This is a genomic window from Massilia sp. NBRC 108631, from assembly GCF_059704565.1.
Genome location: NZ_BAAKJE010000047.1, coordinates 127,680 through 140,973, shown reverse-complemented (window position 1 = coordinate 140,973; position 13,294 = coordinate 127,680). Strand labels below are relative to the sequence as shown.

15 protein-coding genes are annotated in these 13,294 nt (G+C 68.1%); 9 read left to right on the top strand and 6 right to left on the bottom strand.

Annotated elements, in window-relative coordinates:
- Positions 1-143, bottom strand: a 143-nt coding sequence (locus AC6H42_RS05315; RefSeq protein WP_497547557.1) for a LysR family transcriptional regulator, incomplete at its 3' end; no start/stop codon positions are given.
- Positions 144-247: 104 nt separating this feature from the next.
- Here AC6H42_RS05315 and AC6H42_RS05310 point away from each other — a divergent pair.
- The 3 genes from AC6H42_RS05310 to AC6H42_RS05300 are packed head-to-tail and all read left to right on the top strand — an operon-like array spanning position 248 to position 2,051.
- A complete protein-coding gene (locus AC6H42_RS05310) occupies positions 248-1,228 on the top strand; it encodes an aldo/keto reductase (RefSeq protein ID WP_497547554.1) in 981 nt (326 codons plus the stop codon).
- Between the two features lie 16 nt (positions 1,229-1,244).
- Positions 1,245-1,826: a hypothetical protein gene (locus AC6H42_RS05305; protein ID WP_497547553.1), complete on the top strand. Its 582-nt coding sequence runs from the start codon at positions 1,245-1,247 to the stop codon at positions 1,824-1,826.
- Positions 1,827-1,877: 51 nt separating this feature from the next.
- Complete coding sequence (locus tag AC6H42_RS05300) at positions 1,878-2,051, top strand: hypothetical protein (protein ID WP_157200783.1); 174 nt, start codon at positions 1,878-1,880, stop codon at positions 2,049-2,051.
- A gap of 13 nt (positions 2,052-2,064) precedes the next feature.
- On the opposite strand, the gene AC6H42_RS05295 is transcribed toward AC6H42_RS05300, so the two are convergent.
- From AC6H42_RS05295 to AC6H42_RS05285, 3 genes are all read right to left on the bottom strand, one after another.
- Entirely contained in the window at positions 2,065-2,340 is a 276-nt protein-coding gene (locus AC6H42_RS05295) for a YkgJ family cysteine cluster protein (protein ID WP_057152805.1), read from the bottom strand.
- Between the two features lie 61 nt (positions 2,341-2,401).
- Complete coding sequence (locus AC6H42_RS05290) at positions 2,402-3,040, bottom strand: efflux RND transporter periplasmic adaptor subunit (RefSeq protein WP_497547552.1); 639 nt, start codon at positions 3,038-3,040, stop codon at positions 2,402-2,404.
- Positions 3,041-3,179: 139 nt separating this feature from the next.
- Positions 3,180-4,163: a CHAD domain-containing protein gene (locus AC6H42_RS05285; protein ID WP_057152807.1), complete on the bottom strand. Its 984-nt coding sequence runs from the start codon at positions 4,161-4,163 to the stop codon at positions 3,180-3,182.
- A gap of 201 nt (positions 4,164-4,364) precedes the next feature.
- On the opposite strand from AC6H42_RS05285, the gene AC6H42_RS05280 reads away from it, so the two are divergent.
- From AC6H42_RS05280 to AC6H42_RS05255, 6 genes are all read left to right on the top strand, one after another.
- Entirely contained in the window at positions 4,365-5,603 is a 1,239-nt protein-coding gene (locus AC6H42_RS05280; RefSeq protein ID WP_497547551.1) for a SpoIIE family protein phosphatase, read from the top strand.
- Between the two features lie 14 nt (positions 5,604-5,617).
- Positions 5,618-6,175 (top strand): SiaB family protein kinase, encoded by a 558-nt coding sequence (locus AC6H42_RS05275; protein WP_057152809.1) that lies wholly within the window; start codon positions 5,618-5,620, stop codon positions 6,173-6,175.
- Positions 6,176-6,192: 17 nt separating this feature from the next.
- Positions 6,193-6,582 (top strand): DUF1987 domain-containing protein, encoded by a 390-nt coding sequence (locus tag AC6H42_RS05270; protein WP_057152810.1) that lies wholly within the window; start codon positions 6,193-6,195, stop codon positions 6,580-6,582.
- A 4-nt stretch (positions 6,583-6,586) separates the two neighbouring features.
- Positions 6,587-7,309, top strand: a complete 723-nt coding sequence (locus AC6H42_RS05265) for a GGDEF domain-containing protein (protein ID WP_057152811.1) — start codon at positions 6,587-6,589, stop codon at positions 7,307-7,309.
- Positions 7,310-7,432: 123 nt separating this feature from the next.
- Complete coding sequence (locus tag AC6H42_RS05260; protein ID WP_057152812.1) at positions 7,433-8,020, top strand: sigma-70 family RNA polymerase sigma factor; 588 nt, start codon at positions 7,433-7,435, stop codon at positions 8,018-8,020.
- Positions 8,017-8,721 (top strand): anti-sigma factor, encoded by a 705-nt coding sequence (locus AC6H42_RS05255; RefSeq protein WP_057152813.1) that lies wholly within the window; start codon positions 8,017-8,019, stop codon positions 8,719-8,721. Before AC6H42_RS05260 ends, AC6H42_RS05255 begins: the two co-directional genes overlap by 4 nt.
- 9 nt (positions 8,722-8,730) lie before the next feature.
- On the opposite strand, the gene AC6H42_RS05250 is transcribed toward AC6H42_RS05255, so the two are convergent.
- Positions 8,731-11,955: a HupE/UreJ family protein gene (locus AC6H42_RS05250; protein WP_497547550.1), complete on the bottom strand. Its 3,225-nt coding sequence runs from the start codon at positions 11,953-11,955 to the stop codon at positions 8,731-8,733.
- Positions 11,952-13,238 carry a tetratricopeptide repeat protein gene (locus AC6H42_RS05245; RefSeq protein ID WP_497547549.1) on the bottom strand — a complete coding sequence of 429 codons (1,287 nt, stop codon included), beginning with the start codon at positions 13,236-13,238 and terminating at the stop codon, positions 11,952-11,954. Before AC6H42_RS05245 ends, AC6H42_RS05250 begins: the two co-directional genes overlap by 4 nt.
- Positions 13,239-13,294 lie beyond the last annotated feature (56 nt).

The following is a 13,294-nucleotide window of genomic DNA, read 5'->3' as shown; positions in this document are numbered from 1 at the left end:
ACGCCCATGGTCTGCTCCAGCTTGGCAATCTGCTGGCTCAGCGCCGGTTGCGTGACGAACGCCAGTTCCGCCGCGCGGCGGAAGTGCAATTCCTTCGCCACGATGGAAAAATAGCGCAGCTGCCGAAGTTCGATGCCTCTCATACGTCCTCACTTACAACTTATCGTGGTTTCTGTTTTACCATGCATGATATAGATACAATGAATCGGCCGCGTTATAGTGGCCCGGACTGTCAAGGAGGAGTTGCATGGAATATGTGAATCTCGGCCGCAGCGGCCTCAAAATATCGCGCCTGACGCTGGGCTGCATGACCTACGGCGTACCGGACCGCGGCGGCCATGCATGGACGCTGGACGAAGAGCAGAGCCGTCCCGTGATCCGCCACGCGCTGGAGGCGGGCATCAACTTCTTCGACACCGCCAACTCGTACTCGGACGGCACCAGCGAGGAAATTGTCGGCCGCGCCCTGCGCGACTTCGCCCGCCGCGACGAAGTGGTGATCGCCACCAAGGCCTATTTCCCGCAGGGGAAGGGACCGAACCAGCGCGGCCTGTCGCGCAAGGCCCTGATGGCGGAAATCGACAACAGCCTGCGCCGCCTCGGCACCGACTACGTGGACCTGTACCAGATCCACCGCTGGGACTACAGCACGCCGATCGAGGAAACGCTGGAAGCGCTGCACGACATCGTCAAGGCCGGCAAGGCGCGCTACATCGGCGCCTCGTCAATGTACGCCTGGCAGTTCGCCAAGGCGCTGTATACCGCCGACCGCCATGGCTGGACGCGCTTCGTCTCGATGCAGAACCAGCTCAACCTGATCAACCGCGAGGAAGAACGCGAAATGTTGCCGCTGTGCGCGGCCGAAGGCATCGGCGTGATCCCGTGGAGCCCGATGGCGCGCGGCCGCCTGACGCGCGACTGGGCCGAAGCCAGCAGGCGCTCCGACACCGACCTGATCGCCAAGGAAATGTACACCGCCACCGAAGCGTCGGACCGGCTGGTGGCCGAGCGCGTGAAGCAAGTGGCGGAGGCGCGCGGCATCCCGCGCGCGCAGGTGGCGCTGGCCTGGGTGCTGCAGAAGTCCGTGGTCACCTCGCCCATCATCGGCGCGGCCAAGTTCTCGCACGTGGACGACGCGGTGCAGGCGCTGTCCGTGCGGTTGAGCAGGGAAGAGCTGGCGCTGCTCGAATCGGCCTATGTGCCGCACCCGGTGGCCGGCTTCAGCTGACAGGCAGCTGCCGTCTATGCGCAACCTTTCATCCCGGCTGGTCGTCAGGCGGCTTGCCGGCGCGAAGCCTGCAATCGGTATCTGGTGGATGGTCCTGGCGGCACTGGCCGGTATTGCCGTGCCGCTCCTGATGTATCCGCTGGCGACGCTGTCGGCCCTCGCCGGGTTTGGTGTGCTGATCAGGTGTGACCTGGCGCGGCACGCGAACAAGGTCGCTGGCGGTTTATCGCTTCTTGCAGCCCGGCGGCAGGGGCGATCGATTTGCCATTTCGCGCGGGAGTTCGATTGCCGCGCAACCGACCCCTGGGTTGTTCGCGCTGTGTATGAAACACTGCAGGACGAACTTGGCGCATACCGCGCAGGCTTTCCGCTGTCGGCCGGCGACCGGCTCGTCGCAGACCTGTTTATCGATCATGAGGATCTGGATCTGGCAATTGTCCCGGGCATCGCACACCGTTCGCTGCGTTCGCTGGAGAACCTGGAGCAGAATCCGCGGCATGGGCAAGTCGTAACGGTGGGGGACCTGGTGCGCTTCTTCCAGGCGCAACCCCAGGTCGACAGTCCCAATGGACTCCTGTGTACGCCAGCGAACGGATAGCATCGCGAGCGGGGCGTAAGGTAGTTGTTCCAGCCACCGAAGGAGATTGCCATGAGCAAGCACAACAACGATCCACGCGAACAGCAGCAGCGCGAGGCGCAGCAAGCGCAGCAGGAAGCGGCCAAGAACCAGCAGCGCGCCGAGGAAGCTGAAGTCGCGGGCCGCCACAAGAACGACGGCCAGAAGGATCACAAGGGCGCCGACAAGGGCCCGCGCGGCCAGTAAGGCCTGCCCGCCCTCAGGGCGCGGTCGCGCGTTCCAGGTCCGCCAGCCAGACCATGGCGTGCTCGCGGCTGCCGCCGCACATGTCGGCGGCCGGCTGCAGGCCGGCGCAGAAAGCGGGCCGTTCCGGCTGGCCGAAGATCATGCAGCGCATGTCGTCGGCCAGCTGGATGCAGCGCTCGCCGGCCGGCTTGCCGTTGGGCATGCCCGGAATCGGCGACGTGATGGAGGGCGCGGTGCAGCAGGCCCCGCATCCGGGGCGGCACTGCACCGCGGTTTTTGCTGTTGTCATGAGTACACTGTTGCGCGGCGCTGGAATTCGAGGCCGACAGTATACTCCTGCGCCGGCAACGTTAGGGCCGCAGCGAAGGCCAGCTGCTCAGCGCAAAGGTGGCGCGCGCCTGCTGGCCGGGTAGCAGGCCGTCCACTTCACCCAGTTCCAGATAGAGCTTGGCCATCTGCATCGGCTTGTCGCCTTGCGAGATGACGATCACTTTCTGCGCCTTGACACGCTGCTTCAGCGCGGCAATGTCCACTTGCACCGGCTCGTCCAGGTTCAGTTCGCGCAAGCGCGAGCGCGGCACCGAGGCGACCACGCGCATGCGGGTCGGATCGAACAGGGTGATGACGTGCCGGCCCGGCATCGCCACGTCGCCCACCTTGGCCATGGTGGCCGAGACGATGGCGTCGTAGGGCGCGGCGATTTCCGTGCCGCCGATGCGCGCCAGCAGCTGGCCGGCTTTCACGCGGTCGCCGGTCTTGACCAGCAGCTCGGTGACTTCGCCGGCCACGCCGGAACGCAGCGTGCATTGGCGCAGCGACTCGGCGTAGGCGTCGCTGATACGGGTTTCGTTGGTTTCCTGCGCCGCTGTGGCCGCGTGCGCGGCATGCAGCGGGAACAGGGTGAGCGGCGGCAGCGATAGCGCGGCGGCTACGCAAAAGCACATACTGGCCAGCGATTTTGAGGCTGGCGCATGCAAGGTCTGAGGCATGGTTGGTGCGTCCCTGGAGCGTTATATTTTTTATCATGCCCGTGCAGTGCGGGGGTGGGGCGCGCGCGGGCAAGCTGCCGAGTATATAAAACACCGGGAAAGAAATCATGCAAATTGTTACGTACTGTTGTTTCTTTGCTCAGGCCGGCGCGCGCGCCTGCCGGACGCGGCGCCACAGTTTGCGCAGCTTGCCCTTGCCGCCGTGCGTGGTGGAAGCCAGATAGCCGCGCGTGAAGGCGGCGCTGCCGTCCAGCCGCGCTTCGCCGTGCTGCAGTTTTTTCAGCAGGCCGTCCGCCACGGCGGTGTCGTTCAGCCAGCCCAGTTCGTCCTGCAGCTTGGCCAGGCTGCCGATATACGGCCGCACTTGCCGCTTGGGATAGAGCGACTGGAAGAATTCGGCTGCGTAGCGCGCGCGCTTGGCGGCGATGCGCACGCGGTGGCGCGCCTTCGCGCCCCGGTGCGCACCGGACAGGCGCAGTTTGCGGCCGCGCTTGAGCAGGCGCGCGCGGCTTTGCGCCAGCGCTTCGTCGGCGAATCCGAGCGCGGACTGCGACAGCGCCTGGCGCTGGCGCCCGGTGCAGTGGCTGCGCCAGGCCGCGTCGTGCAGCCAGCCGCCCAGGTTGCGCATCAGCTCTGCGTAGCGTTCCGTGCTGACCGCGTCGGCCGCCGCCGCGCGCAGGTCGTTGGCGCGGCTTTCGGCCGCCAGCCGCACCAGCACCAGTTCCATGTCGTCCGGCAGGCCTTCCGCCACGCGCGGCAGCGTGGACGATGCCAGCACGTCCCAGTCGCGCGCCGCGCCCAGCTGTTCTCCCAGCCAGCGCAGGTCGCTGCGCAGCGCCGCGGGCAGTTCCAGCAGCGGCGCGTACAGCGCCAGTGCCGAGCGCAGGCGGCGCAAGCCCACCCGCATCTGGTGCAGCGCTTCGGGCGCGTTGCCGCGCGCGACGGCGGCGTGGTTGGCGGCGATCTGCTCGCGGCAATTGGCGGCGATGCGGCGGAAGGCCTGCTCCGCGCTGAGCTGCCTGTTGAGCGTGAGCGGCGCGGCGCGGACGGCGGCGGTGTCGGCCTCCGCGCGGTGCACTTCGGCGATGGTGGGCTGTTCCGCCAGGTCGAGATGGGCGTTCATGGCTTTGCTCCTGATGCAGAAGTTCTACCTTAGCACTGCCGGCCCGCCCGCCGCGCTAGCTTGCCGACAACCAAGGTTGCCGTAGCGTCATACTGATGTAACAAAGGCATGGCAAGATGCCGGCTGTTCATCTCTCTCCCAATGGATGTTTTGGCCCGCACTCTCCCCGGTGCGGGCCGTTTTTTTCTAAAGGAACCGGCTGTGGAGTTCAACGCATCGCGCCTGGATCTGCCCCGCTTCCGTCTGTCGACGGCGGCCGATTTGTGCATAGAAACCGTGTCCGTGCAGTCGGACATGAGCAACTTCGGCGTGCTGGAACTGTTCACCGAACGGCGCGACCTGATGAGCCTGCCCGTCATCGAGAACGACCGCCCGATCGGCCTGATCAGCCGCAACATCTTCATGTCGCAGATGTCCAAGCCCTTCTACCACGAGGTGTACGGCAAGAAGAGCTGCATCGCCTTCATGGACAAGGAGCCGCTGATCGTGGACGCGGCCATGAGCATCGAGGCGCTCACTTTCCGCGCCGTGGAGTCGGGCGAGAAGGCGCTGGCGGACGGCTTCATCATCACGCGCGGCGGCGCCTTGGGCGGCGTCGGCTTCGGCCTGCAGCTGATGAACGTGGTGGCCAATATGCAGGCCGAGAAAAACCGCCAGATCATGCACAGCATCGACTACGCCAGCGTGATCCAGCGCGCCATGCTGCGCACCTCGCGCGCGGCGCTGGCGGAAACGCTGCCGGACGCGCACCTGGTATGGCAGCCGCGCGACGTGGTCGGCGGCGATTTCTACTACTTCGCGAAATACGGGGACGGCTGGTTCGCCGCCATCGCCGACTGCACCGGCCACGGCGTGCCGGGCGCCTTCATGACCCTGATCTCCTCGTCCATCCTGACGCAGGCCTTGCAGGCGTTGGGCCCGCGCGATCCGGCCGCGCTCATCGCGGAGGTGAGCCGCGGCGTGAAATCCATGCTGGGCCAGATGGAAGGGCAGGGCGGCGCCACCGAATCGGACGACGGCATGGACGCGGCCTTCCTGTGGTTCGAGCAGTCCAGCCGCAAGCTCAGCTTCGCCGGCGCGCGCCTGGCGCTGCACATCGTGCCGCCGGCGCAGGACGGATCGGACGCGCCGGTGCAGACCTTGGACAGCGACCGCATGGGCGTCGGTTACGTCGGCACGCCGTTCGGCTTCCGCTGGAACGCGCGCACGGTGGAAGTGGCGCCGGGCAGCCTGCTGTTCATCACCACCGACGGCCTGGTCGACCAGATCGGCGGCCCGCGCGAGATCGCTTACGGCAAGCGCCGTATCCGCGACGTGCTGCTGGCGCAGCGCGCCGCGCCGTCCGCGCAGCTCAGCCAGGCCTTGCTGGACGACTTCCAGGCCTGGCAAGGCGCGCAGCCGCGCCGCGACGACCTTACCTTTTTCTGCTGCCGTCCCTAAGGAGGGAACTAGCTTTGCTTTACGAAGAATTCAACGAGTTTTGGGACGTGGCGCGCAAGCGCAACATCATCTTTTTCTACGCCGGCTACTTCTCGCAGCACGTGGTGGCCGCCATCGCCGAGACCATCAAGGCGCGCCTGGACACGGCTGGCGCGGCGGGGCCGACGCGGCGCCGCATCTTCTCGTCCTTTGTCGAGATGTCGCAGAACATCATGCACTACTCGTCGGACACGCTGACGCCGGACCACGCGCTGGCGAGCCAGATGCGGCGCGGCTCGTTCTGCATCGGCATGCGCGGGGACAGCTTCTTCCTGCTGTGCGCCAACCCGGTGTCGACCGAGAGCGTGGAGAATATCCGCGCGCGCCTGGAGCCGCTGCACAGCATGACCATGGAAGAGATCAAAACCGCCTACAAGAAGGCGCTGCGCGACGAAACCCCTGCCGACAGCAAGGGCGCGGGGCTCGGCTTCCTGACCATGGCGCGCGACGCCAGCGCGCCGCTGGAGTTCGAGTTCGTCAAGGAGACGCACGACCCGGATACCACGGTGTTCTGCATCAAGGCCATTATCTGAACAAGAAAACCTACGACATGGAACCCTACTACATCTCAGCTTCCCCCACCTCGCCCGAGATCGATTTCCGCTTCGACCGCCACACGCTGTCGATCAAGGGCGAATCCTATCCGGAAAACGCCGCGCTGTTCTACGGCCCGGTGATCGAACAAGTGCGCGCCTACCTGGCCGGCTGCGGCCAGGCCGACATCACGGTCAACGTGTCGCTGGCCTACTTCAACAGCTCCAGCACCAAGATGCTGTTTACGCTGTTCGAGGCGTTCAACCAGGCCGCCATGGACGGCTGCGCGGTGCGCCTGAACTGGTACTACGACGAGGACGACGACACCATCCTGGAGTTCGGCCAGGAGCTGCAGGACGACTTCGGCGCGCTGGAATTCGTCAATCATCCCGTGGCGCACAACTGACGCCATGGCCGAGCCGGATCTGTTCGCCGCCGAGAGCGCGGTGCTGGCCGCGGCGCGCGCGGCGCACGAGGACGACAATGCCGGCGCGGCCGACTACCGCCGCGTGCTGGGCGAAATGATGGTGCACTACGAGCGCCTGATGCGCGAGACGCGCCGCCTGATCCGCCGCAGCGACCGCGCCGAACGCGACATGAACCAGCTGAACCGCCAGCTGCACGAGCTGGCATGCCAGCTGGAGTACCGCGCCACGCACGACCCGCTGACCGGGGCGCTGAACCGCGCCGCGCTGATCGAGCGTGCCAGCGGCCTGCTGGAGCAGGACGACGTGGCCCTGATCGTGCTCGATATCGACCATTTCAAGCAGGTCAACGACGATTTCGGCCACCCGGCCGGCGACGCGGTGATCCAGGCCGTGGTGCGCTGCCTGAATGGCTTGCTGGGCGAGCAGGTGGCGGTGGGCCGGGTGGGCGGCGAGGAGTTTTCCGTGGTGTGGCCGACGCGCCACCTGGCCGAGGCGGCCGTGCTGGGCGAGCGCATTTGCCACGCCATCGCGCGCGAAGTGTTCGCCGCGCCGATCGACCGGGCGGTGACGGCCAGCGTGGGCATCAGCTGGAACCCGCGCGGCACGCCGTTCGACACGGCCTACCTGCGCGCCGACGAGGCGCTGTACGACGCCAAGCGCGCCGGCCGCAACTGTGTGCGCCTGTCGCCGGAGACGGGACGTTGAACTGGAATTGAACTGGTCCCCACCGAGACAATGCTCGCTTCGGCGTTGAAATTGCGCTAATCTTTACCGCTGTTGCTGTCACCGCGCGGTTTCCCATTAACGCAAGTTCCACCGAGGCATACCTTGGCATCAGCGTCCCCCACCGATCCCCAGCAACTCCGAGCCTGGCTGGCCGCTGCGGCCGCCCGCGACGCCAAGGCCTTCCGCGCCCTGTACGATGCAACTTCCCCGAAACTGTTCGGCTACGCGCTGCGTATATTGCATAAGCGCGAGCTGGCCGAGGAAGTGCTGCAGGAGAGTTTCGTCTCTATCTGGAACAGCGCCCGCAGCTACCAGAGCCAGTTGGCCGCGCCCATGACGTGGATGGCGGCCATCGTGCGCAACAAGGCGCTCGACGCGCTGCGCCGCACGGACGGAACCCTGGAGATCAATGTGGACACTTTCGACAGCAGCATCCTGAATGCCTTGCACGATCCCGGCGCCACGCCCATCGAGGCGCTGCAGATCAGCAGCGACGCCAAGGCGCTGGCCTACTGCATGTCGATGCTGGAAGGGTTGCACCGGCAGGTGATCGGCATGGCGTTCTACCACGACCTGTCGCACAGCGAAGTGGCGCAGCAGATGGCCATCCCGATCGGCACGGTGAAAACCTGGATCCGCCGCAGCCTGGAGCGCCTGAAGACCTGCCTGGCCAAGGGGGAACGGCAATGAACCTCCGCGACAAGCCGGGCCTGCGCGAGAAGCTGGCCGCCGAGTACGTGCTGGGTACGCTGAAGGGCGGTGCGCGGCGCCGCTTCGAGGGCCATCTGCACAACGACGCAGCGCTGCGCCGCACCGTGGCCGAATGGCAGGATCGCCTGCTGCCGCTGTCCGAGTTCGCAGGCGAGCAGCGCCCGCGCGCGGAAGTGTGGCGCGGCATCGAGCGGCGCCTGAACCTGAAGGCGCCGGCGCCTGCGTGGCAGTTCTGGCGCCAGGAATCGGTGGGCTTCTGGCGCGGCCTGAGCCTGGCGTCCGGCGCGTTGGCCGTGGTGCTTGCCGTGACGCTGACCCAGGCGCCGCCGGAGGTGCCGGCCATCAACTACGCCGCCACGCTGACGGACGAGCGGTCGCAAACCGCCATCCTGCTGACCGGCGATAGCCGGCGCCAGGTGCTGGAGGTGCGCGTGGTGAACAGCGTGGCCGTGGCGGACGACAAGACACTGCAGCTGTGGGCGATTCCGAAGCAGGGCAACCCGCGCTCGCTGGGCATCCTGCCGGACAACCGCAGCGCGAAGCTGGCGCTGTCCGAGCGCGCCATCGGCAGCGACGTGCAGCTGCTGGCGATCAGCCTGGAGCCGAAAGGCGGCTCGCCCAATCCGGACGGTCCCACCGGTCCGGTGCTGTACAAGGGTAACTGGGTGAGGCTGCTCTAATGCGCCGGGTTAAAACCTGTGCGTCAGCGTGAGCCTGAAGGAGCGCAGCTCGACGGGGTGGAAGTGGCGGTCTGCCACCCCTTCGGCCGCTTCGCCGGGCAGGCGCGAGACGTAGTAGTAATCGATGTCGCTGGCGCGCTTGTTGAACAGGTTGAACACGTCCAGTGCGAGGCTGGTGCCGGCGCCGAGCTTGTAGCCCACGCGCGCGTAGGCCAGCGCGCTCGAGGCCGAACGTACGCCATTGTCTTCGGCCAGCGGGCGCGGGCCGAAATAGCGCAGCTGCACGCCGCCGGACCAGCGCTGCACATCCGTCACCGTCACGCCGAACGAGGCCACCTTTTCCAGCGCGCCGGGTATGCGCCTGCCGGCCGGGTCGCTGTCGCGGTAGCGCGCGCGGGAGGCTGCCAGGTCCAGGTCGAACTGCAGCCAGGGCCGGGCCAGATAGTGGTTGTTCCATTCGATGCCGCTGCGGCGGCTGGCGCGGCTGGCTTCGGTTTGGCCCGCGTCGCCGACAAACACCAGTTCCGAATCGAGGTCCAGCCGCCACAGCGCCAGGGAGCTTTGCAGGCCGGGCAGCAGTTCGCTGCGCAGTCCGGCTTCATAGCCGCGCGTGGCGGCCAGCGGCGTGGCCGGCTGGGACGGCGTGCCGCCGGCCTGGCCGCTTTGCGTTACGCCGCGCGCGTCGTTGCTGTGGAAACCCTTGCCGAAGTTGAGGAAGTACTCGGTGCGCGCCCAGGGGCCGAAGATCAGCGACAGCTTGGGCGAGACGATACCGCCGGACGCCTGTTCGTTGCCGTTGCCGCCGGCGGCGCCACCGGACACCGCGAAGCGGTAGGCGTCGTAGCGCAGGCCTGCCACGGAGCGGAACGCCGGCAGCCACTGGGCCACGTTCTCGGCATACAGCGCGGCGCTGCTTTCTGCAACGCGGTCTTCGCGGATGGTGGCGGTGCGTTCGCGCCGTCGGGTGGCGTACAGCCCAACCGGCGACAGCTTGTCGTAGCGGCCTTGCGCGCCGATCCTGCTGCGCATCTCGACACCGTGCAGAGCATGCAGCCAGGTATGGCTGGCGTCGAAGCCGGCCACGTTGCGGTGCTCGCTCTGGTTGAACTGGTCGCCCTGTCCGGAATCGGCCAGCAGGTAGGTGAAGTTGCTGTACAGGTCCAGGCTGGAACGGATGGCGTAGGCGCTCAGTTCGGAGCGGCTGGCGGCGCCGCGCCGGTGCAGCTGCCAGGACAGGCTGTAGCGCGCGCTGTCGCCGCCGTCGCTGGGATCCAGCGTGCCGTAGCGCCCTATCAGGCCCGCCTCGACGGCGCGCAGCGGCACCTGGTCGGTGGCGCTCCAGCGGTTGCGGTAGGCCATGGCGGTGAGGCTGTAGCCCTGGTCCGCCGTGCCGGCGCTGTAGCGCAGCACAGCGCTGTATTTGCGCACGCGCTCGGGCGTGTCCCAGGGGCCGTCGTTGCGGTTCGCTTCCAGCGCGTACAGCAGCTTGCCGTCGGGCGCCGCGCTGCCGGTGACGGCGCCAGTGCCAGTGCCAGTGCCAGTGCCAGTGCCGATGCCGGTGCTGCCCGCCGCCATGGCGCGCCGGTAGCCGTTGCCGCCGATGGTGGCGCTGGCCATGGACGGCAGTTCGTCGGCCAGGCGGATGCGGGCCGTGCCGGCGGAGGCGAAGTCGCCCTCCTCGGAGAAATAGGGGCCTTTGCGGTAGTCGATGCGTTGCACCAGTTCCGGTATCAGGAAGTTCATGTCCGAATAGCCCTGGCCGTGCGCGTGGCTGCGCATGTTGACCGGCATGCCGTCGATGAAGGTGGCGAAGTCGGTGCCGTGGTCGAGGTTGAACCCGCGCAGGAAATACTGGTTGGCTTTGCCGTCGCCGCTGTGCTGGGTGACGATCATGCCGGGCACGAATTCCAGCAGTTCGCCGGTGCGTAGCGCGGGCCTGCTGGCAATCAGGCTGGAGGTGATGCGGCCCTGGCTGGCCGCGTCCGATGTCCCGACGGCGTTGTCGTAGTGCCCCACGACCGCGACCACCAGGGGCGGCCCGGCGGCGAAGGCGCGTTCGCTGAACCACATGCTGGCTGCCGCGATGATGATCGTCGAACCGCCCGCCACCACCACGCGGCGGTAGAACCAGGTGGCGCGCATCAGGAAGGCCAGCGGCAGGAAGGCGGCCACGATGGCCAGCTGTCCCAGCTCGACGCCGGCATTGAAGCCCAGTAGTGCCAGCAGCAGCGACCCTTGCGGCAGCCCCAGGCCGCCCAGCACGCCGGCGAAGCCGAAGCCGTGGATCAGGCCGAAGGCGAAGGCGCCCGCCCAGCGCCGCGTGTGCACGAAGGGTCTGAGGTTGTTCAGTGCGGCGACGATCACCGAGGCGGCGATCACGGATTCCACCAGCTGCGACGGCAGGGCGACCACGCCGAGCGCGGCCAGGCTGAGGGTAATGGAGTGCGCCAGCGTGAAGGCGCTGACTGTCTTCAATACGTCGATGGCAGCCGCGCGGAAGTGGGGCGTTTCGCGCCAGGCACGCTCGCGCCAGACCAGCACGGACGGCAGCAGCAGCGATAGCAGGAACAGGATATGGTCGTAGCCGATCCAGATATGCCACACGCCGTGCTTCAGGTAGGCGCTGAACTGCGCCAGGCGGGAAGCTTGCGCAAGCTGCAGTACCTGCTCCGGCCGCTCGCTGCCGAAGATGGCGCTGCTGCTGTGCGCTGCGCCGCCGGCGGTGTGCTCCAGGCGCAGCAGGCCTTTATGCTGCGGGTCGGTGTCGGCGAACAGCCGGTAGCCGATGCGCAGCGCCTCCGGGACGGCGGGGCAGTGGGCGCGAAAGCGCAGCACCGAGTAGGCGCCGTCGGTGTGATGGTCGATCAGCTGCTCGCCGGCGGTGACGGTGCAGGGCGCCGAAGCGGCGCCGCCGGCTGCCAGGCTGAGACGGGACAGCGCGTAGGCGGCGATTTGCGGGTGGCGCTCGCGCACTTCGTCCCAGGTGAGCTGGCCGTCGCCGTCGCTGTCGAGGCCCAGCGCATAGTCCAGGTCGCGCAGTGCGATGTCCCACTGGCCGTCGATTTGTTCGCCGCCGGTGCGCAAGGTGAGGTAGCTGTCGCTGGGCTTGTGGGCCTGTGCGGTGCCGGCCGGCAGCGCCAGCATGACTGCCAGGGTGGCCGCTAGTGCGGCTTTGATCGTGGCTGCGGCTGCGCGGCGCGGCAGCCGGCGCGCGGTGCGAAGGCGGCGCATCATGGCCGGCTCCGCGCGGCGATGGCGATGGGCGTTGCGCCCGCCGGCATGGCAAGTTGAACGGCGAGCGGCTGGATGCTGCTGTCCTCCAGGCCGGTTTGCGCCAGCCAGGCCAGCGCGGGTGCCGCGGCGGCGCGGTCGTTCGCCTGCCGGGCCGCTTCAAGCAGGATGCGCAGGTCGGCCGGCTCTTTCTGCACCGCCCAGTTTTGCAGCGCCAGTGCCAGCGCGGCCCTGGCGTTGCCGCGCAGGTGCAGCTCGTAGCGGGCCTGTTCGCGCTGGTGCACGCTGTCGCCGCGCAGGGAGGCGGCGTCGAAGCGTGCCTGCAGTTCGCGCACGGCGTCGGCCAGCGCCGCTTGCCGCGCCGGGGAGGGCAGCGTGGCTTGGCTTTGCTTGAGCGCCAGCGCGTAGCGCAGCAGCAGGCCATCGATGCGGCGCTGTTCTTTGAGCAGCCCGGCCGCTTGGCCGGGCTGCCCGCGGTCCAGCAGAAAGTCGGCGTAGGCGCCTAGCAGGTAGCTGTCGCGCGGGGCCAGCTTGAGCGCGGCCAGGAAGCGCGCTTCAGCCAGGCGCGCGTCGCCGCGCCGGGCGGCCATTTCGGCCAGCTGGGTCAGCGTCCACGCCTGCATGGCGGGGTCGGCGCCGGCGCTGCGCTGCAAGGTGGTGGCGAGCAGCAGCTCGCTCTTGCGCAGTTGCCCGGTCAGGCCGGACACATTGGTCAGGCAGGTGATGCTGGCCAGCTCGCCCGCCAGCGCCGACAGGCGCGCGCAGCTGGCGGTGGCGGCGGCGTACTGTCCCAGTACCGTCTGCACGGTGGCGCGCGTGAGCCAGGCTTGCGCGTTCGCCGGCTCGGCCGCCGTCACCGCGTCCAGGTCCGTCATGGCCTCCGCGAAGTGGTGCGTGCCTTGCAGCAGCGTGGCGCGCAGTAGCCGCATGGCGGCGGGCGGCGCGGCCTGCTTCCACCACGGCGCCAGCGCCGCTTGCGCATAGCCGAAGTAGCGCGGGTCGGCCTCGCTGCGGCCGGCGGCGATGTAGCGCTGCGCCAGGGCGGCGGCCAGCTGCACGTCTTCCGGTGCGGCGGCCAGCTGCAGCCGCATGCGGCGCAGTTCCTGCTGCTGCGGGTCGGCGCGGCGCGGCAGGGTTTCGATCACGTCCGCGCCCGAGCGCGGCAGGTAGGGCGCCGCCAGCGCCGGCGGCGCCTGCAGCGCAACGATGGCGGCGAAAGCGGCTGCCATCAGAAAGGGCGCCATGACCGCCGTGCTGGCGGGCAGGATGGAGCGAGTCTTGTGCATGGTATTGCATCCAATGAGAGCCCTGCACCGGACGGGGTTGCGGTACGGCGCAGGGC